General features: G+C 46.1%; 17 protein-coding genes. 8 read left to right on the top strand and 9 right to left on the bottom strand.

The features are described from left to right. The first annotated feature begins 10 nt into the window (after positions 1-10). The 3 genes from yciH (at position 11) to pheA (ending at position 2645) form a co-directional block, all read left to right on the top strand. Positions 11-343 carry a stress response translation initiation inhibitor YciH gene (gene yciH / locus EP13_RS06485; protein ID WP_044056586.1) on the top strand — a complete coding sequence of 111 codons (333 nt, stop codon included), beginning with the start codon at positions 11-13 and terminating at the stop codon, positions 341-343. A gap of 45 nt (positions 344-388) precedes the next feature. Continuing rightward, a complete protein-coding gene (locus EP13_RS06480) occupies positions 389-1192 on the top strand; it encodes a response regulator (RefSeq protein ID WP_044056585.1) in 804 nt (267 codons plus the stop codon). 271 nt (positions 1193-1463) lie between these two features. After that, positions 1464-2645 (top strand): prephenate dehydratase, encoded by a 1182-nt coding sequence (gene pheA, locus EP13_RS06475; RefSeq protein ID WP_044056584.1) that lies wholly within the window; start codon positions 1464-1466, stop codon positions 2643-2645. 76 nt (positions 2646-2721) lie between these two features. Here the strand turns inward: pheA and tyrA are convergent, their stop codons facing one another. Next, positions 2722-3870, bottom strand: a complete 1149-nt coding sequence (tyrA, locus tag EP13_RS06470) for a bifunctional chorismate mutase/prephenate dehydrogenase (RefSeq protein WP_044056583.1) — start codon at positions 3868-3870, stop codon at positions 2722-2724. 40 nt (positions 3871-3910) lie between these two features. Next, positions 3911-5002: a 3-deoxy-7-phosphoheptulonate synthase gene (locus tag EP13_RS06465; protein WP_044056582.1), complete on the bottom strand. Its 1092-nt coding sequence runs from the start codon at positions 5000-5002 to the stop codon at positions 3911-3913. 397 nt (positions 5003-5399) lie between these two features. Between EP13_RS06465 and EP13_RS06460 the strand changes: the two genes are divergently transcribed. Further along, on the top strand, positions 5400-6119 hold the full coding sequence (locus EP13_RS06460; protein WP_044056581.1) for an enoyl-CoA hydratase/isomerase family protein: 720 nt from the start codon (positions 5400-5402) through the stop codon (positions 6117-6119). A gap of 226 nt (positions 6120-6345) precedes the next feature. On the opposite strand, the gene EP13_RS06455 is transcribed toward EP13_RS06460, so the two are convergent. The 7 genes from EP13_RS06455 to EP13_RS06425 all read right to left on the bottom strand — a co-directional run bounded on the left by EP13_RS06455 (position 6346) and on the right by EP13_RS06425 (position 11292). Further along, positions 6346-6987, bottom strand: coding sequence for a trimeric intracellular cation channel family protein (locus EP13_RS06455; protein WP_044056580.1), 642 nt, complete (start codon positions 6985-6987; stop codon positions 6346-6348). Positions 6988-7117: 130 nt separating this feature from the next. After that, positions 7118-7477, bottom strand: coding sequence for a 50S ribosomal protein L19 (gene rplS, locus EP13_RS06450; protein ID WP_044058798.1), 360 nt, complete (start codon positions 7475-7477; stop codon positions 7118-7120). Between the two features lie 18 nt (positions 7478-7495). After that, positions 7496-8257 (bottom strand): tRNA (guanosine(37)-N1)-methyltransferase TrmD, encoded by a 762-nt coding sequence (gene trmD, locus EP13_RS06445; RefSeq protein ID WP_044056578.1) that lies wholly within the window; start codon positions 8255-8257, stop codon positions 7496-7498. Next, a complete protein-coding gene (gene rimM, locus EP13_RS06440) occupies positions 8258-8779 on the bottom strand; it encodes a ribosome maturation factor RimM (protein ID WP_044056577.1) in 522 nt (173 codons plus the stop codon). Positions 8780-8802: 23 nt separating this feature from the next. Continuing rightward, positions 8803-9054, bottom strand: coding sequence for a 30S ribosomal protein S16 (rpsP, locus tag EP13_RS06435; RefSeq protein ID WP_044056576.1), 252 nt, complete (start codon positions 9052-9054; stop codon positions 8803-8805). 203 nt (positions 9055-9257) lie between these two features. Further along, positions 9258-10580 (bottom strand): M20/M25/M40 family metallo-hydrolase, encoded by a 1323-nt coding sequence (locus EP13_RS06430; RefSeq protein ID WP_044056574.1) that lies wholly within the window; start codon positions 10578-10580, stop codon positions 9258-9260. A gap of 79 nt (positions 10581-10659) precedes the next feature. Then, the gene (locus tag EP13_RS06425) at positions 10660-11292 is read right to left on the bottom strand and encodes a DsbA family protein (protein WP_044056572.1); all 633 of its coding nucleotides are present in this window, start codon (positions 11290-11292) and stop codon (positions 10660-10662) included. Between the two features lie 254 nt (positions 11293-11546). Here EP13_RS06425 and EP13_RS06420 point away from each other — a divergent pair, with 254 nt between their 5' ends. The 4 genes from EP13_RS06420 (at position 11547) to EP13_RS06405 (ending at position 19147) form a co-directional block, all read left to right on the top strand. Beyond that, on the top strand, positions 11547-12824 hold the full coding sequence (locus tag EP13_RS06420) for an O-acetylhomoserine aminocarboxypropyltransferase/cysteine synthase family protein (protein ID WP_044056570.1): 1278 nt from the start codon (positions 11547-11549) through the stop codon (positions 12822-12824). Positions 12825-13114: 290 nt separating this feature from the next. Next, entirely contained in the window at positions 13115-14890 is a 1776-nt protein-coding gene (locus EP13_RS06415) for an ABC transporter transmembrane domain-containing protein (protein ID WP_044056569.1), read from the top strand. 104 nt (positions 14891-14994) lie between these two features. Then, positions 14995-16050 carry an efflux RND transporter periplasmic adaptor subunit gene (locus tag EP13_RS06410; RefSeq protein ID WP_044056568.1) on the top strand — a complete coding sequence of 352 codons (1056 nt, stop codon included), beginning with the start codon at positions 14995-14997 and terminating at the stop codon, positions 16048-16050. After that, positions 16043-19147: an efflux RND transporter permease subunit gene (locus tag EP13_RS06405; protein WP_044056567.1), complete on the top strand. Its 3105-nt coding sequence runs from the start codon at positions 16043-16045 to the stop codon at positions 19145-19147. The genes EP13_RS06410 and EP13_RS06405 overlap by 8 nt, the downstream gene beginning before the upstream one ends. Positions 19148-19150 lie beyond the last annotated feature (3 nt).

Raw genomic sequence — 19150 nt, 5'->3', positions numbered from 1 at the left:
AGGAGGTGATATGCAAGATTGGCAAGACGCACTTTTGGTGTACAGCACAGAAAGTGGAAAAATAAAAAACTCGCCTAAAGAAGAAACGCGTTCTGTTTCTTCAGATGGTATTGTACGCATTCATAGAGAGACAAAAGGTCGGAAAGGAAAAGGCGTATCTCTTATTAAAGGACTAGACTTAGCCCCAGACGAGTTAAAAAAACTCGGTACAGAGCTTAAGAAAAAGTGCGGATGTGGTGGCGCTGTCAAGGACGGCGTTATCGAAGTACAAACCGACGATCGAGAAAAACTAAAAGGCTTGCTGCAAGCAAAAGGCTTTAGCGCTAAAATCGCTGGAGGTTAACAATAAACCTTCAATTTCCTTAATAAATAACAAAAAGAGTCTGGAATGGAAAAGCTGTCAATTTCTGATTTACACATTATTCTCGTTGAGCCCTCGGATACTCAACGTAAAATTATCACTACTTTATTGCTTAAAGAGAAAGTAAAGGAAATTGACCCCGTCAGTACCCTTTCAGAGGCAATGTCAGCAGTGAAAGCCCATGGCGCGGATTTAATAGTAAGTGCCATGTACTTTGAAGATGGCACCGCCATAGACTTATTGAAATTTATTAAGGAAAACGACGAGTTTAAAACGATTCCTTTTATGTTGGTATCAAGTGAAAACCGAATCAGCAAATTGGAAGAGTTTAAGCAAGCCGGTGTTGCCGCTATTCTTCCCAAGCCCTTCGAGCCCCTGCACTTATCTCGCGCCCTTAACGCCAGCTTAGATCTTATCAATCACGATGAGCTAGAACTTGAGCTGTTTGATATTCATGATGTACGTGTGCTTCTGGTAGACGACAGTAAACTAGCACGTAACCATATTCGTCGCGTACTAGAAGGGATGGGTTTACAGCGCATTAAGGAAGCCGAAAACGGGGCCATGGCACTTACCTTTATTAAAGATGAGGCCTTCGACTTAGTGGTAACCGACTACAACATGCCGGAAATGGATGGCAGAGAGTTGTCAGAGTTTATTCGCTTTAACCCAGAAACCACCCACATTCCTATTATTATGGTGACGTCGGAGTCAGCGGACAGCGCCCACATGGCCAACATCCAGCAGACGGGCGTTAATGCCTTATGTGACAAACCCTTCGAGCCTACAGAAGTACGCCAGATGTTAGCAGCGCTGTTAGGCAACGAATAATCTGCTTCGCGCTGGTCAGATAGCGCGCTCGTCTATCTTGTTATGCGCACTGAATCAAGAGGTAAGTACAATTTCTCTTTTCACCATTGTAATAAATGGTTGACAGAGCGCACGTGCAAGCATAAAGTTTGAGGCATGAAACAGAATAATATGTATGCAGTAGCTTTCTTTTTTGCGTTTATGCTCTTTAAATAGGGAGGCGCAGCTACATGCATAAAAACCTCCCTCAACGGGAGGTTTTTTTTTAGCTTTTATCAACAAGTGGAAAACTATGTCAAAGAACGCTTTAGACGCCGTAAGAGAACGGATAACCGCCTTAGACAGCGAACTTCTTACGCTACTGGCTGAACGTCGAACCCTCACTAACGAAGTTGCTGAGACCAAAATTAAGCATCACATTCCTGTACGCGATCAAAAGCGTGAAGAACAGCTGCTTGTTCGCCTGATAAAAGAAGGTAAGGATGTAGGCCTAGATCCCCACTACGTGACTCAGATTTTCCATGTCATCATTGAAGATTCTGTACTTAATCAACAAGCCATGTTGGCCGAGCGCGCTAACCCTGGCAGTACGCTGCCATTGAATCGCGTAGCATTCTTAGGTGATAAAGGCTCTTATTCCTATTTAGCCACACAGAAGTATTTTTCACGTCGCCCGGGCGAGCTATTGGAAATAGGCTGCCAAAGCTTTAGCGAAATAATTCAAAAAGTAGAAAATGCAGAAGCCGATTACGCGGTATTGCCCATTGAAAATACAACCTCGGGGAGTATTAATGAAGTTTACGACCAGCTTCAGCATACCCAACTTAGCATTATTGGGGAGCTTACCCACCCTATTCGTCATACCCTGTTGGTGGGAGCTGACACAAGCATAGACAAAATTAAAACCTTGTACGCTCACCCTCAGGTATTTACTCAGTGCAGCCACTTTCTTGCAGAGCTTGGCAATGTGGAAGTAAAAACCATGGATAGCACCTCTTCGGCCATGCTTACTGTCAGCGAAATGAAGCGTGATGACGTAGCGGCAATTGGGAGTGAAGCCGGTGGTAACCTTTATGGGCTTACGGCAATAAAAAGCAACTTGGCCAATCAAAAAGAAAACCACAGCCGCTTTATTGTTGTCGCACGTCAGCCTGTTGTTGTGCCGCTTCAAGTTCCGGCTAAAACAACCTTGGTCATGTCGACAATACAAAAACCCGGGGCGTTAGTCGAAGCCCTGTTAGTCCTGCGCGACAATAGCATTAACATGACTAAGCTTGAATCTCGCCCAATTCCCGGCAACCCATGGGAAGAAATGTTTTACATTGATGTAGAAGGCAATGTAGAAGATGGACCTGTGCAAAATGCCATAGATGCATTGCGCCCTATTACTCGCTATATCAAAGTCCTCGGGTGCTACCCAAGTGAAGAAATCAGTCCCACCAAAGTGGCGGCGGCCAGCGCCCTAGCGGAATAATTCACGGCGTTCTCACGCACAAAAAAGCGACCAATAGGTCGCTATTTTATTAGACTGCCGTTGCCTTAAAACAACACTACGTTTTATTGCGAAGTAGCTGTCCATCATCGGCTTTCAATAGCAACTGTTTGCTATCCACTAAACAGGTTTTTGCGTACTCGCCGAACCATTGCCCAATATCGGAAAATTGAGCAATAAAGGCGTCTTTGTCACCCTGTTCAAGCAAGGTCAAAGCCAGGCCAAATCTGTCATAAAAACGGCGCAACAAGGCAAAGTTATCTGGATTATTAAAGATAATATCAGCGTAAAGCGCGGGAGCTTGTGCAAACAATCGCCCCACCATTGCCAGTTCAAGCCGGTAGATGGGAGAGCTAAACATAGTGAGGCTTTCAAGATCCGGGTTTTCACCCTTTAAATGCGCTCCATACACAAAGGTATTAAAGTGGCGCATGACTTGAATATAGGCCATGGCTTTATCATGCTCTTGCGACGTACTTTGATGAATAGTGGCGCCCCAAATACGCATTTGATCAATTAACCAGCGATAGCGTTGCTGTTGACGGCCATCACAGACCACCACAACTTGCTTAATCATTCCCGGTGCATCTGGGCCAAACATAGGATGTAATCCAACCACGGGGCCTTGGTGAGCTTCTAACATGGCCTTAAGTGGCTTATCTTTGATACTAGTAATGTCCGCGAGGATACAATCCTCTGGCAGCATGGTAAGTTGCGCAATGACGTGCTCAGTCACATTGATAGGCACGGCAACAATGACTAATGCTGCCTGACTTAAGGTTTGCTGGGCATCGCCTGATTGCCAGTCTTCTTGTTCCACAACGGTAACCTGATAGCCACTGCGTTCGAATAAACCCACGAATACCTTACCCAAAGCACCAGCACCACCAATGACAACAACCTGCCCTAAAGACGGGTTAACACAGCGATATCGATTGTTTTGAGTATGATAGGACTCACGCATGATTCTGCGTAGTAAATCTTCGGTGAGGTCGGGCGATACACCTTGTGCTTCTGCTTGCGCACGGCGAGACGTAATGAGGGCTTTTTCTCTTTCAGGCACATAAACTGGCATTCCAGCTTCGGCTTTAATTTGTCCGACTTGCGTTGTTAGCGCACTGCGCTTTGCTAAAAGCTCAACGAGCTGTGAATCCAGCTCGTCAATTCCTTCACGCAGCGTGTTCAATTGCTGCGAAAAATCTGCCATTACCTGTCATCCTTCAAATCAAAAATGCACGGCTGCCTTATTAGGCCACGTCTGTGCGTTTATTTTGACGTAAGGGTAACACAGTTATTAATTTATCTCTGGTTTGGCTTATCAATGTTTCTGTGGTTTCCCAGTCAATACAACCGTCGGTAATAGAAACACCAAACTCCAGTTCTTCCGGCTTTTTACCGTCAGCCTTTTGGTTGCCAGCCTTAAGGTGGCTTTCTAACATAACACCGATGATAGATTGGTTACCTTCTAAGATCTGATTCACTACGTTTTGCGCCACGAGCGGCTGTCGACGATAGTCTTTTGATGAATTAGCATGGCTACAATCAACCACTAAACCGGCTGTTAGCCCTGCTTCTTGTAATTCTAACTCGCACTCAGACACGCACACAGAATCATAGTTAGGTTGTTTGCCACCACGCAGGATAATGTGCCCATCTGGGTTACCACTGGTTGCAATCACACTCACTTGACCTTGCTTGTTGATACCCATGAAACGGTGACCTGATGCCGCCGATTTAAGTGCATTTATTGCGATGTCTAAGCTACCGTCTGTCCCATTTTTGAAACCCACAGGCATAGAAAGGCCACTGGCCATTTCACGGTGAGTTTGCGACTCAGAGGTACGTGCACCTATCGCAGACCAGCTGAATAACTCAGCCAAGTATTGCGGGCTAATTGGGTCTAATGCTTCAGTAGCTACAGGCAGTTCTAATTCAGCTAACCAAATCAGTAATTCACGGGCTTTACGCAAGCCGGTTTCGATATCAAATGAGCCATCAATATGTGGGTCGTTAATCAATCCTTTCCAGCCCGTGGTGGTTCTTGGCTTTTCGAAGTAAACACGCATAACAATAAATAGCGTGTCTTTGCATGACTCGTGCAGCTCTTTCAATTTAAGCGCATAGGCTTTGGCCGCTTCAATATCGTGAATTGAGCACGGGCCGCATACCACAAGCATGCGGTGGTCACGGCGGTGAATAATGTCAGAAACAATTTTGCGCGACTCAGAAATAGCGGCTAACGCTTTATCTGAAACCGGTAACTCTGCGCTAAGTGCTTCGGGGGTTATCAACACGTCTTCGGCACTAACGTGGATATTATTTACAGTGTCCTTAATCATGGGGCTCTCTTAACTACTAAAACAAGAAAAATGTAAACGTTAAAAGAGGGCGTACTTTAGTGTAAACTTAATTGTACAAGAAGGCGCTTCTATATTTCTTTAACGTCATTGACTTTTTAACAACTTACGATTAACAGCGCAAGCTTTTGCACATAATACTTTAATCTAGGATAGATTCGTAGCGAAAGCGCATGAAAATAAGGCATGCAAGACACTCGCCTGCGCACTTTTTAATCACTTGTGAGCATTTTGCCGCCGTGGATTTATCCTAAGGCCGCTAAGCATACGCCAAAGCGCCAGCCCCTTTTAATTGAATAAAATAAATAGTATTGATTTTTAAAACCTATCAAAGTGTTGCAAGATACGCCCAAACATTGATAGTAGAAGTGAAAAAAATATGCATGCTCTTTCCCAACTCACCTTTGAAGGTAACGTTGCCATACTCACCCTGACGGCAGGTGAAAACCGTCACAACCCAGCCTTTGCGCAACATTTATTAGCGCGCCTTGAAGACATACTCGCCAATGAGGTCTGTAGCGCGCTAGTGCTTACGTCGGACGATGAAAAATACTTCAGTTTGGGCATAGATACAGACTGGTTAATGCCCGCTATGCAGCATAAGCAATTCGACGATATTAAAGACTTTATGCACACTATGGATGAGGTGTTTAAAACCTTGTTGCTTTACCCTATTCCGGTGATTGCTGCTATTAACGGTCATGCCTTTGGCAATGGTGCCATTCTCGCTTGTGCCTGCGATTTTCGTTTTATGCGCGCAGATAAAGGGTTTTTCTGCTTTCCTGAGGTAGATTTATCTATTCCGTTTTTACCCGGCATGATCGAATTCGTTAAAAAGGCTATGCCTTACTATCGCTTCAACGAGATGAAGTTATCGGGGCGACGGGTTTCTGGTACTGAACTGGAGCAGGATCATGTGATTGAACGTGCGTTCGACTCACAAGAAACCTTAATGGAAGGTGCAATTAACTACGCAAAAACCTTCGATAAAAAACGCAGCATATTTGGCGAGCATAAAAAAAGGTTACACAAGTCAATGATTGACACAATCGATAATGAAAATGGTCACTTTATTGATAACTTACTGTTGATGGTATAGCAAAAAGCGCCAAGTAAGACCGCCCATAGGCGATGCAATTAAAGCAATCATGCTTTGGCCAATTGAGCACTTCGAAAAAATTCACCATTTACATGGTGCAATTCTTCATTCTATCTTTTTTGCATTGTCTATTGTTCCCACGGGCGAACGTTATTGTCATTTTACACAACAGCAGAATAACTATTCTGCATAAAAGATGAAATTTTCAACTGTTTAAGAGGCGCGTTTATGGCACTTTTTCGCTAGGCGCTGCGTTGCGTTTTTTGAAAAGATTAACACGCCAGCCCCAATGCTCAGAGCCAACTCGCAACAAAACAGTGACCAAGATGGAACCGACAATACACCAAACGTAGGGAATATCTAACGAGAATAGCGCCGCATAACTAAGCCCACCCGCTAAACACGCCGAGGCATACACATCGCCCTGCATAACTAAGGGAATTTCTCTGCACACAACATCTCGCATAAGTCCTCCGAATATACCCGTCGTCATTCCCATGGTAATAGCGACAATCATACCGCTTCCATTGATTAAGGCTTTCTCTATGCCCATGATGTTAAAAATGGCGAGCCCCACGGCATCAACAAAGATGAAATAGTAATTCGATAGCGGTGGCATATAGCGGATAAACAAAATGGTACCGATAATGGCAGAATAGGTGGAAAGGAGATAATCAGGGCTACTGATCCAAAAGATAGGTTCACCTAAAAGCACGTCTCTCACCGTGCCCCCGCCCAGTGCTGTCATTGCCGCCACAACCACGACACCAAACCCATTGATCTTTTTTTCGTGCCCAAGCAGGGTGCCTGAAACGGCAAAAAATGCCACCCCTAACACGCCAAGAAAGTGAAAGTATTCTGTTGTCATTCCGTTGCGCTCCCGACGTTCATATCTTTTATTCTTAATTAGCGGGGGAATAGATCGGATTAACAGGCACAAAAAAACCCGCTTAAAGCGGGTTTTTTCGAAGTTAACAATAACGCAAGGATTAGTAATCTTAGTTAAGCTTCTCTTTGATACGTGCAGATTTACCTGAACGCTCACGTAGATAGTAAAGCTTAGCACGACGAACCGCACCGCGACGTTTAACTTCGATTGAAGAAACTGCCGGGCTGTGTGTTTGGAACACACGCTCAACGCCTTCGCCGCTAGAAATTTTACGTACGGTAAAAGACGAGTGCAGACCACGGTTACGCTTAGCGATAACAACACCTTCATAAGCCTGAAGACGCTCTTTGTCACCTTCGGTAACGCGAACTTTAACAACTACTGTGTCACCTGGACCAAACTCAGGTACATCAGTTTTAAGCTGTGCTTGCTCAATTTTCTTGATGATATCTTGACTGACTTTGCTCATCATATCCTCTCGTCCTAGTTAACTGTCATCTTGCCGCAACAGTGCTTGATAGTGATCAAGCAAACGTTGTTGCTCCTCAGTCAGAGCTAGGTGATTTAACAAATCAGGGCGACGCTGCAAGGTTCTACCTAAAGACTGCATCAATCGCCACTGCCTAATTTTTTCATGATCACCACTTAACAACACCTCGGGCACCTTTTGACCATCAAGTATTTCGGGCCGCGTATAATGCGGGCAATCCAAAAGACCGTCAGTGAAGGAATCTTCTACTGCTGAGGCTTTATGCCCCAACACGCCAGGAACTAACCGTGCAACTGCGTCCATTAAGACCATTGCAGGCAATTCACCGCCGCTTAACACGTAATCACCAATAGAAATTTCTTCATCTACATGGCGTTCGATCACACGTTCGTCGATACCTTCATATCGACCACATATTAAAATAGTGCGGTCGATATTAGCCAAGCGCTGCGCGCCAGCTTGATCAAGGGGTTTCCCTTGGGGTGATAAGTAGATCACCTTGCTATTTTCGCCACCCACTTTCTTGGCGGCTTGTATTGCGTCGGTAAGCGGTTTTACCATCATCAACATGCCGGGGCCGCCTCCGTAGGGGCGATCGTCTACTGTTCGATGGCGGTCATGGGTAAAGTCACGGGGGTTAAAGGTATCAACCGATAAAGTTCCAGACTTAACTGCTCGTCCAATCACACCCTGTTGGGTGAAAGGGGCAAACATATCTGGAAACAGGCTAACAACACCAAACCACTTTTCCGGCGTCACTTAAAACCCCGGATCCCAGTCAACTTTAATGACCTTCGCTTCCTTATCTACCTCTTGTACAACTTCATCAAATACAAAAGGTAAAAGTCTTTCTTTTTGACCAAAAGCATCGCCCACATTTGCTTTAACGTGAATCACGTCATTCGCACCTGTATTAAACACTTCTTTCACCACACCTAAGTCGTAACCTTGCGTTGTTACCACTTGCATGCCGGTGAGCTCACGCCAATAAACACCTTCGTCACCTAAATCAGGCAGCTGTGAAGCATTTATGTTGATATCCAAGTTTTTGATACGTTCTGCATCATCTCGGCTATCAACGCCCACAATTTTTGCAACGAGGCTTTTACCGTGCGGTCGCCATTGGTCAATTTGGTATTCTTTTTCTTCACCAAGAAACCATGGTAAGTACTCAAAAATACCTGCTGGTGTTTCTGTATAGCTGTTGATTTTGACCCAACCTTTAACACCGTAAGGTGCGCCAATTTTGCCAACAATCACTTTGTCAGACGCTAGACTCATCTATACTCACCAGTTAAAACAGCTTACGCTGCAGATTTTTTAGCTTCTTTTACCAAGCTAGAAACGCGCTCTGATAAGCTCGCGCCTACGCCAACCCAGTATTCAACGCGCTCAAGATCGATGCGAAGACGTTCCGCTTGACCTTGTGCAGTTGGGTTGAAGAAACCGATGTTTTCAATGAAACGACCGTTTCTTGCACGACGGCTATCAGCCACCACTAGTTGATAAAATGGACGCTTTTTCGCGCCACCACGCTGTAAACGAATAGTAACCATAAATGCCTCAAACTCGTTGTAGCGTTACCGTTAACTTAAGCCTTCGATTAACGTCTAAAAATTAGACGCCAATTGGAAGGCCGCCGAATTATACGGATATAGCGGGTGAATGCAAGTGTAAATGCAATATTGAAGGGGATTTAGTGAACAAACACCCGCTTGGAGCACAATGCTCCACGTGAGTGCAGTAACCTATTGTTATTTTATTGAATTCCGTATTCGCCTAAACGATAAAGCAATACCGCCGTTTTGTGCATATTTTGCGAAAAGGTTGTCATGTCAGCCACTTCATCTTTGGTGTGTCCGCCCTCACCCATAAGGCCTAGGCCATCAATCGCCATTTCAACATAATTTGCCGCAAATGAAATATCTGCAGCGCCCGCATTTCGTGGGTTAACAGGTGCAATTGGGCCATAGCCCAACGACTCACTCACATCGCTATACATTTCAAGTAACGCGTAGTTCTTATCTGTCGGCGCCATTGGCGGATAACCTTCTTCGAACGTTAATCGCCCAGAAGTATGCAATAGGCTATCTGCCACGATTTCTTGCATCACCTGCTTCGCGTGCTCTAGTTCCTGCAACGACAATGTGCGAATTCCGCCTTTTACCACTACGCTTTTGGCCACCACGTTGGTCTTTCCATATGCCTGCAATGTAGAGGTTTCAGCATCGGTGCTCACTTCAGTTCCACCCGCTATCAGGCCTGGGTTGAACGTAATATTGCCTATACCTGCTAACTTTTCACGAAATGCATTTAGAATACGTGCAGTTTCGAATACCGCACCATAGCCTACTTGGTCAGTAAATATTTGTGAGGAGTGGGCTGGCTTCCCTGTTACCTCTAACTGCCAGTTAATAGACCCTCTGCGGGCAACAACCGCGGTCTTTATATCGCCATCAGCATCTTCAAAGCCCAATGCAATGTCAGCCCATTTCGCCGCATCAATTAGCGCTTTTTTCGATAACGACAAGGGTTTACCACTACTTTCCTCATCCCCCGTCATCACCACCTTGATGTTAACCTTGTCTAATAAATTAAGGGCTTTGAGGGTTCTAAGCGCGGAGATAATAATCACATCGCCACCTTTCATATCAGTTATCCCTGGCCCTGCAATGTGGGTATCATCCACTGGTAAAAAGGTTTGAAAATGATCATCTTTCGCAAAAACAGTATCTAGATGGCCAATCATCAAAATTTTCGGCCCCATGTTGCCATAGCTTGCCACTAAATGACCAGCGCGATTAAACTCACTACCATCAACCCACAGGGTTTCAAACCCTAACTCTTCAAATTCGGTTGCATAGGCTGCCCCTACGGCTTTTACTCCCGAGAAATTCATGGTGCCGCTATTGATGTTAACGGTTTTTTCTAGCAATGCTTGAGATTGTTGAAGGTGTTGATTGATGTGATGAACTATCTTTTCTTCAATATCGTTGCTATTTGCCATACAAGGTTGACTGGTCAACACAAGAAGGCTAACTAACAACGTATTAACGTTGATTCTTTTAATAAATTTTATCATTACTGGATTATCTCTTGAGCATAGTAAGAACGATGAATAACGAGAGTAAAGCGCCCACTCGATAAAGTACAGAGGTTGCTTACAGAGCGAGTTTAGACAACCGAGACAATGTAAAGGTGGCGTCGTTATAGTCATGAGGAAGGTATTGATAGCCTTTGGGCGTCTTTAAAATTAAACTAGGAAAACCCTGCGCGCCAATGGCTCGCCCCATGTTGATTTCTTCAATAAGTTGGTTTTGGGTGTCTAGGCTATTTAGGTCTTTTTCAAACTGTGTGCTATTCAGGCCTATCTCACTGGCCAATGTCACTAGGGTGCTATCGTCCGATGGATTCATAGCATTGAGGTAGTACCCGTGCTGAATGGCACTGATCATGGGTAATTCTTTGGTAACGTCTTGGTTTCTGGCTGCTATAACTGCCCGACAAGAGGGATAGGTTGAACGACGAGGCTCGCATTTTTCCCAAAAATCAAAGTTAAACTGTGTGCCTGGAACTTTTTGCATAATAGTTCGCCAGTAGCCGCTGATAGCAGCCTGCATTGCGCTAGGCATCGGCTCGTTAGAGTCAGGCGCTAGACCGCCTAATAAATAGCGTACCTTTATATGTTCTGGCAAATTCTGTTTTATTTCTGCCCAAGTAGGGGCAAACGCCCAACACCAACTGCACATGGGGTCGTGCACATAGAAGAGAATGGCTTGGCTATCTTGTGGCATTATTCAAATTCCTGTTCGTTCTTTAATTCATGCTGGCGAGGCAAGGCCATGTTAAGTGATTCACGTTCTATCAATAGAGAACACGCCCCCTCTCAAATGAGGCACGCCTCACTTGCCCTATGTGGAAACCTTAGATGTTATAACTTTTTATTTACAACATACCATTTAAGACTTCACAAGTGCTCATTTTTACACTACCTTAGATAGACGTCTAAACGTCCAAATAGAAATTCTAACTCCTTAAGGTATGTTCAATGAAACCTGAAACCATAGCATTACACGCAGGCTATACTAGCGAAGAAACCACGAAAGCGGCAACCACGCCTATTTATCAAACGACTTCATACACGTTCGATAACACCCAACATGGCGCGGATTTATTCGACTTAAAGGTGCCAGGTAACATTTATAGCCGCATTATGAACCCCACCAATGCAGTATTAGAGCAACGCCTAACAGAATTAGAAGGGGGCGTTGGCGCCCTGTCGGTGGCCTCTGGCATGGCCGCCATTCGCTACGCCATTGAAGCTATTGCTGAAGTGGGTAGTAATATCGTGAGCGTGGGGCAGCTATACGGTGGCACATACAATTTATTCGCCCACACGTTTCCACGCCAAGGCATTAGCACCAAGTTTGTACAAGCCAATGACTTCGATGGCCTAGCCGCGGCAATTGATGAAAACACGAAAGCAGTATTTTGCGAATCTATTGGTAACCCAGCGGGCAACGTAGTAGATATTAAACGCTGGGCGGATATTGCCCACGAGGCTGGCGTGCCACTCATTGTAGACAACACTGTTGCAACCCCGGTTTTATGCCGTGTATTCGATCATGGTGCCGATATTGCCGTGCATTCACTCACAAAATACATTGGTGGCCACGGCACCACAATAGGTGGGATTATTGTTGATTCGGGTAAATTCGATTGGGCCGCTCATGCCGATAGATTTAGCATGCTGACAACACCAGATCCTAGCTATCACGGCGTCACTTACACAGAAGCACTTGGTCCAGCAGCCTACATTGGTCGTTGTCGTGTGGTGCCGCTTCGTAATACAGGCGCGGCACTTTCAGCGCAAAGCGCTTTTAATATTATGCAAGGGCTAGAAACCCTCTCACTACGTATGGAACGCCACTGCGAAAACGCAGAAAAAGTGGCCGCCTTTCTAGAAAAGCACCCTGCCGTGAATTGGGTAAACTATGCGGCCTTGCCTACTAGTGAGCACTACGATACTTGCCAGCGTATTTGTGGAGGTAAAGCAGCGGGTATCATCAGCTTTGGTATTGAAGGTGGAATTACTGCAGGTTCAAAATTTATTGATGCACTTAAGTTAATTCTACGCTTAGTTAATATTGGCGATGCTAAGTCTCTCGCCTGCCACCCGGCAAGTACTACCCACCGTCAGTTAAATGCTCAAGAACTGGCTTCTGCGGGCGTTAGCGAAGATATGGTTCGTATTTCTGTGGGGATAGAACATATTGACGATATTGTGGCTGATATTGAACAAGCATTGGCCGCCAGCCAGCGCTAAATATTAACCTAGTAACTTGATTACTGAGACGACCAATATTGGGGTTCGACACGCAGACGAGAACCCCAAATCTCCTCCTTATAATGGCCTCTATATTTCACTTCAGCTCCACCCACCTGATTTACTGCATCTATAGTCGCATGAGTAAATCAACATCAGTCAATTCAGCGTATAGTCTTCAGTATTCCTAATTTCTGCCGAACTCACGAATACGTAAACGACACATAATTCGTGGGTTACAGGTGCAGGGTTGCCCCAAAAAAAGTTCGAAATATTACAAAGAGGTTATTTTGGCTACATCGCTCAATGAAGTGTCTACAAAGCAAGTATTGCAATGGATTGGTTCCCATTTATATCAGTATAAGAAACGTGTGGCTGGCGCCGTCGTTGCTTTGTTTACTGCCGCTATTGCCTGGCTAATGCTCGGACAAGGTATTAAGTATGCTATCGACAGTGGTTTTGTAGAAAGTGCACCAGAAACATTAAACAAGGCCACGGTCATCGTGCTAGGGATCACCCTTGTGGCCTGTCTTGCCACCTATGCTCGATTTTATCTAATGACATGGCTAGGTGAGCGGGTTAGTGCCGATATTCGCAAACAGGTGTATGCCCATTTATTATCCTTACCCCCCTCTTTTTTTGCCGAACTTCGCACTGGCGAAGTGATTTCTCGTTTTACCAGTGACACCACTATTATACAAACAGTAGTAGGGATGAGTTTATCCATGACATTGCGCTCGGTGGTCACCTTTTGTGGCGCCCTGGTGTTGATGGGCATTTCCAGCCCTCTGCTTACATTTTGCGTGATTGTGGCAGTACCCGCTGTACTTGTACCTATTAAAGTCCTGGCTCCACAGGTTCGTCGATATGCAAAACTAAGCCAAGACAAAGTAGCGGATTTAGGGGCGCATATCGATGAAAGCTTACATGAAATTATGACGGTTCAAGCCTACACCGCTGAAAACAAAGAACGGGCCCATTTTACGTCTAGAGTAGAACTTGCCATGGCCGCAGCGAAAAAGCGTATTCATTATCGCTCATTGCTCATAGGCTGCATTATGTGCCTGAGCATGACCGCGATTATTTTCATTGCTTGGGTGGGCGCTAGACAAGTATTTGAAGGCAGCATGACCGTTGGTGAATTGTCCGCTTTTCTATTTTATGCAGTCATGGCTGGAGGCAGCATTGCCACAATCAGTGAAGTTATCGGTGAAGTACAACGGGGGGTGGGTGCATCCGAACGCCTCTACCAATTGTATTACACTCAACCCGATATAATCAGTGTTGATAGCACCGATGCTCAACCAGGGATACATGACGCTACACGCACCTCTAATGCGCCAACCATTACACTCGAAAAAATATCCTTCTCCTATTCAAACCAAGCCCCACTGTTTGATGAGCTAAGTTTGCATATTAATGCGAGAGAAACCTTGGCACTGGTTGGCCCTAGTGGCGCGGGAAAAACAACGCTATTCCAGTTGCTCATGCGTTTTTACGACCCCCAGCAGGGCCATATACTTTTTGATGGCGTGCCTATCTCATCTTTGCCCTTGCCCACGGTTAGACAGCAAATTGCAATTGTCACGCAAGAACCCGTGGTGTTCGCAAATAGTGTGATGGAAAACATTCGATATGGAAATGAAAATGCCTCGGATGAAGATGTGATAAGTGCTGCTAAACAGGCTTTCGCCCATGAATTCATCGACAATTTAGACAATCGTTATAACACCGAACTTGGCGAACGAGGCGTGAAATTGTCGGGTGGACAAAAGCAACGTATCGCCATTGCCAGAGCCATTTTAGCCAATCGGCCTATACTGTTACTCGATGAAGCGACGAGCGCCTTAGATGCCATGAGCGAGCGCATGGTTCAACAAGCCATGAATCGTCTCATGCAAGGAAAGACCAGCATTGTCATTGCCCATCGCCTTGCCACTGTGCAGCATGCCGATCGTATTGTTGTGATGGATGATGGCAAAATTGTAGCCACAGGCACCCATAGTGAATTGATGAAAAGCGATACCTTGTATAGGGAATACGCTGAACTGCAATTGCTTAGCTGAACCGCCTATGGTGCTATACAGTACTAAAATGAGCAGGCTATATCGGCGATTTTTTAGCCAAACCTATTCAACAAATAAAAATAAAAAACGCTTCGGGATTTAAAATGAAAAATGTGTTTAACCAGTATGCTAGGGCTTCTCTATGTTGCCTCGCACTGGCGGTAGCTAGCGCGCCAAGCTTTGGCCAGTATGTAGGTGATCAACAAGCAAAGCTTGTGGTAACTCAACCTGTCACTTTTATGCACGAAACGCGCAATGTGGAAGCCGTTGGAAGCGCGGAAGCCGTGCGTTCAGTGACGCTTTTCTCCCCTGTTTCAGACGAGGTTGAAGAAATTCACTTTGTACCGGGTCAATCCGTTGAGGCAGGTAAAATACTTGTTCGATTGGATGACAGACGCCAGCAAGTGGCCGTCAAACGCGCAGAACTTACCCTTGCTGATGCCCAAAGAACCCTGGAACGCTTAGCGTCAAGCTATAAAAAAGGCGCGGTGCCTATTAGTGAACTGGATTTAGCCAGAACGCAGCGAGACCTCGCAGAGGTAGCGCTTGAGGAAGCAAAGGTGGACTTAGAAGACAGGCATATTGTAGCGCCCTTTGATGGCGTTGTTGGCATCACCGACATTGAAGAAGGTGACCGCATCAACGAACAAACCGTCATCACCTCCATTGATAATCGTTCTAAGCTATTTATTAATTTCAAAGCGCCTGAAGCCGCTTTGCCAGTTTTACTCAATGCGCCCGAGGTTACCCTTGAACCTTGGACTGATAGGGAAAACACCCTGAAAGCAGAAATTGCGCAAGTGGATTCTCGTATCAATGAGACAGACCGAACCCTACGGGCACGGGCTTTATTAGACAATTCTGCAGATAAATATCGTCCGGGTATGAGCTTTCGCGTGCACTTGAGCATCAAAGGTGACAAATTTGCGGCCATTCCCGAAGCCGCTTTGCTGTGGGGCGCTAATGGCGCTTATATCTGGCTAGCAGAAGACGGCAAAGCAAAGAGAGTGGATGTAAGTGTTCACCAACGCCTTCGAGGCACTATCTTAGTCTCTGGCGATATTGAAGAAGGTGACACCCTAATTTCAGAGGGTGTTCAACGACTTCGCACTGGGCAAGCCATCACCACTGAGCTAGCCGGGAGCCTTAGCAATGAGTAAGGCGCCGATGACGAATGATTTACCTTCATTATCCATACGTCGACCGGTGCTGATTGTTGTTTTAAATCTGCTGATTGCCATTGCCGGTTTAGCCGCACTAAGCGGCCTAGAGGTAAGGGAACTCCCCGATGTTGATACACCCACAGTGACGGTGACCGCCTCTTACCCTGGTGCCTCCCCTGAAACAGTAGACGCGGAAGTGACAAGCCGTTTAGAAGGCGCGGTGGCACGGGTAAGCGGTGTAAAAAATATTTATGCCCAAAGCGAAGAAAATTCAGCCCGAGTGCGTGTAGAGTTTCGTCCCGGCATTAACTTAGAAGACGCGGCCAACGAAACCCGTGAATCGGTTAGCCGAGTTCAACGACAACTCCCTGAAGACGTGGAACAAGTTTCTATTATCCGCGCCGACAACGACGCCCAAGCCGTGGTTAGTCTTGCTATTTCGAGCAATACGTTAGATATGGAAACCCTGACCGAACGGGTAGATACCGACGTTGCGCCCTTGTTTTTAAGTATTCCAGGTGTGGCAGACGTGAGTTTAAGCGGCGATCGCGCCCGCGTACTTCGAGTGTCCGTCGACCCGCTTCGCCTTACCAGTTTCGGCTTGTCGATGACCGATATTGCCGACGCCCTAGTCCTTGCGCCTTTTGATGTGCCGGCCGGCAGTATTCAGTCAGCAGATCAAGCATTGATTGTACGTGCTGATGCGACATCGGTATCAGCTCAAGATGTTGGCGACATTGTCGTTAGTGGCGATATACGCATTAACGACGTGGCCAGTGTGTATTTTGGTCCAGCGGACAGCTCAAGTGTTGTGCGCTTAGATGGGCAACCGGTTATTGGGGTGGGGGTTATTCGACAAGCGAGCTCAAACACCATAGAAATTTCTGATGAAGTGCTGGCAATGGTAGCCGACCTTGATAAACGCTTTACCGACATGGATATTGTCGTGACTGCTGATGATGCCGAATTTATTCGCGACTCAGTTAAAGAAGTGGTGGTTTCACTTAGCTTAACCGTGGCACTTGTTGTCGTGACCTTGTTGGTATTTATCGGCAGTTGGCGGGCCACCATAGTCCCTGCTCTTTCAATACCGGTTTCACTTGCTGGCGCATTGGGCATTATCTGGGCCATGGGTTTTTCCATCAATATTCTTACGTTACTTGCACTGGTGTTAGCCACCGGCATGATTGTAGATGATGCCATTGTCGTCTCTGAAAACATCCAGCGCCGACGTGGCATGGGTCTCGGTGCCCGAGCCGCGGCTGTGGTGGGTACACGTGAGGTCTTTTTTGCTGTTATTGCTACCACGGCGGTATTGGCCTCGGTGTTCATCCCCATTGCGTTTTTGCCGTCTACCGCGGGTAGATTGTTTAGGGAATTTGGCGGAGTACTTGCTGGCGCTGTGATTATTTCTTCTTTTGTCGCCTTGTCTCTGGTGCCAGCATTAACCGCTCGATTAGCAGTGAAAAAGCAAAAACAGTCTGGCTTCTTTCACGCTACGTTTGGCCGATTTGGCCACGCTTGTCTTCGTGTTTACCAATATACATTGGTCAAAGCACTAAAATATGCATGGCTCGTTGGTGTCCTGAGTTTACTGGCTGGTGGTGGCGCTTATTTACTGGCGAAAAATATCGACAATGAGCTTTTACCCAGTGAGGACAGAGGCACTATTCGCATCTTCGCACGGGGCCCCGATGGGGCTGGTTTAAACTTCATGGATAGACAAGCCGAAAAAATGGAAGAGATGCTGCTGCCATATGTTGAAAACGGCACCATAGATTCAATTTATACGGTAGTAGGTAGGTGGGACCCGAATATCGTTTTCATTACCGCCCCTTTACAGCACTGGGATGACAGAGATAAATCCCTTCAAGATGTGGTATCTGAAATCCGTCCTGGGTTACAAAATATTCCTGGCGCTCCGGGTAACGCCTTTGGTGGCAACAGTTTGAATTTACGTGGCCAAGGTGGCGGTTTGGAAATTGCCCTTACCGGCGATACTTACGATAACATTCATAAAGCCGCCATGGCATTTGCAGCCACCCTTGAAAGCGAACTCCCTGAACTTGGCCGACCCCGTGTGAGCTATGACCCTACACAACCACAAATGCGCGTTAACATTGATAGACGCCGTGCAGAAGAACTGGGCGTGCCGTTAAGTGATATTGCCAGCACACTCACCGCGGCAGTGAATGGTGATGATATCGCTGATTTAAATGTGGGCGACCAAGCTATTCCTATTATGTTGCAGACAAACAATAGAAGCACGGTGAACCCTTCAGACTTAACCAACTTGTACGTTAAGAGTAACGATGGCAACTTAATCCCGCTTTCGAGTTTGGCGTACATCACGGAAGAAGGCGTTGCTGCCGAGCTTGAACGCCAAGCCCAGCGACGTGCCATTAAGGTAGAAATGGAATTACCTGAAGACATTCCGTTAAGTGAAGTGGTGGAAAACGTGCGCACCCTAGCGCAGCAGAACCTGCCTGATGGCATCGGCTTAGTCTTTTTAGGCGAAGCGCAAACCTACGAAGAGACATCGCAACAAGTGGCGTTAACCTATGTACTTGCCTTCGTCATTGTATTGCTGGTATTGGCGGCTCAGTTTGAAAGTGTGAATAGCGCTGTCGTGGTCATGCTGACCGTCCCCTTTGGGATCGCAGCTGCCATTTACGCACTGTATTTAACGAGCACCAGCATTAACATTTATTCGCAAATAGGCTTGGTTATGCTTATTGGCCTTTTAGCCAAAAATGCCATTTTGTTAATAGAGTTTGCTGATCAGCTCAGAGACAAAGGTTTGAGTGTTTACGATGCCATCGTAGAGGCAGGTAAAGTGAGATTGCGCCCTATTATGATGACACTGGTGTCAACCATATTAGGTGGCCTTCCCTTAATTCTTTCTACTGGCGCAGGCGCCGAAGCACGTAACGCCATTGGCTGGGTAGTATTTGGCGGCTTAGGCATAGCGGTGGTGTTTACCCTGTATCTAACCCCGGTACTTTATCTGGCTCTTGCTCGATTTACTAAGCCTAGAGCCGATGAAACCGACCGGTTAGAGCGTGAAATGGAAGCCGCTGGCGAACACGTATAACCT

The sequence above is a fragment of the Alteromonas australica genome (assembly GCF_000730385.1).
Taxonomy (GTDB): Bacteria; Pseudomonadota; Gammaproteobacteria; order Enterobacterales; family Alteromonadaceae; genus Alteromonas; species Alteromonas australica.
This window is presented reverse-complemented; position numbering and strand designations above follow the sequence as displayed.

Excerpts from the sequence above, each read along its gene's own strand:
- yciH (WP_044056586.1), top strand. The coding sequence starts at position 11 with ATGCAAGATTGGCAAGACGCACTTTTGGTGTACAGCACAGAAAGTGGA.
- EP13_RS06480 (WP_044056585.1), top strand. The coding sequence starts at position 389 with ATGGAAAAGCTGTCAATTTCTGATTTACACATTATTCTCGTTGAGCCC.
- pheA (WP_044056584.1), top strand. The coding sequence starts at position 1,464 with ATGTCAAAGAACGCTTTAGACGCCGTAAGAGAACGGATAACCGCCTTA.
- tyrA (WP_044056583.1), bottom strand. The coding sequence starts at position 3,870 with ATGGCAGATTTTTCGCAGCAATTGAACACGCTGCGTGAAGGAATTGAC.
- EP13_RS06465 (WP_044056582.1), bottom strand. The coding sequence starts at position 5,002 with ATGATTAAGGACACTGTAAATAATATCCACGTTAGTGCCGAAGACGTG.
- EP13_RS06460 (WP_044056581.1), top strand. The coding sequence starts at position 5,400 with ATGCATGCTCTTTCCCAACTCACCTTTGAAGGTAACGTTGCCATACTC.
- EP13_RS06455 (WP_044056580.1), bottom strand. The coding sequence starts at position 6,987 with ATGACAACAGAATACTTTCACTTTCTTGGCGTGTTAGGGGTGGCATTT.
- rplS (WP_044058798.1), bottom strand. The coding sequence starts at position 7,477 with ATGAGCAAAGTCAGTCAAGATATCATCAAGAAAATTGAGCAAGCACAG.
- rimM (WP_044056577.1), bottom strand. The coding sequence starts at position 8,779 with ATGAGTCTAGCGTCTGACAAAGTGATTGTTGGCAAAATTGGCGCACCT.
- rpsP (WP_044056576.1), bottom strand. The coding sequence starts at position 9,054 with ATGGTTACTATTCGTTTACAGCGTGGTGGCGCGAAAAAGCGTCCATTT.
- EP13_RS06430 (WP_044056574.1), bottom strand. The coding sequence starts at position 10,580 with ATGATAAAATTTATTAAAAGAATCAACGTTAATACGTTGTTAGTTAGC.
- EP13_RS06425 (WP_044056572.1), bottom strand. The coding sequence starts at position 11,292 with ATGCCACAAGATAGCCAAGCCATTCTCTTCTATGTGCACGACCCCATG.
- EP13_RS06420 (WP_044056570.1), top strand. The coding sequence starts at position 11,547 with ATGAAACCTGAAACCATAGCATTACACGCAGGCTATACTAGCGAAGAA.
- EP13_RS06410 (WP_044056568.1), top strand. The coding sequence starts at position 14,995 with ATGAAAAATGTGTTTAACCAGTATGCTAGGGCTTCTCTATGTTGCCTC.
- EP13_RS06405 (WP_044056567.1), top strand. The coding sequence starts at position 16,043 with ATGAGTAAGGCGCCGATGACGAATGATTTACCTTCATTATCCATACGT.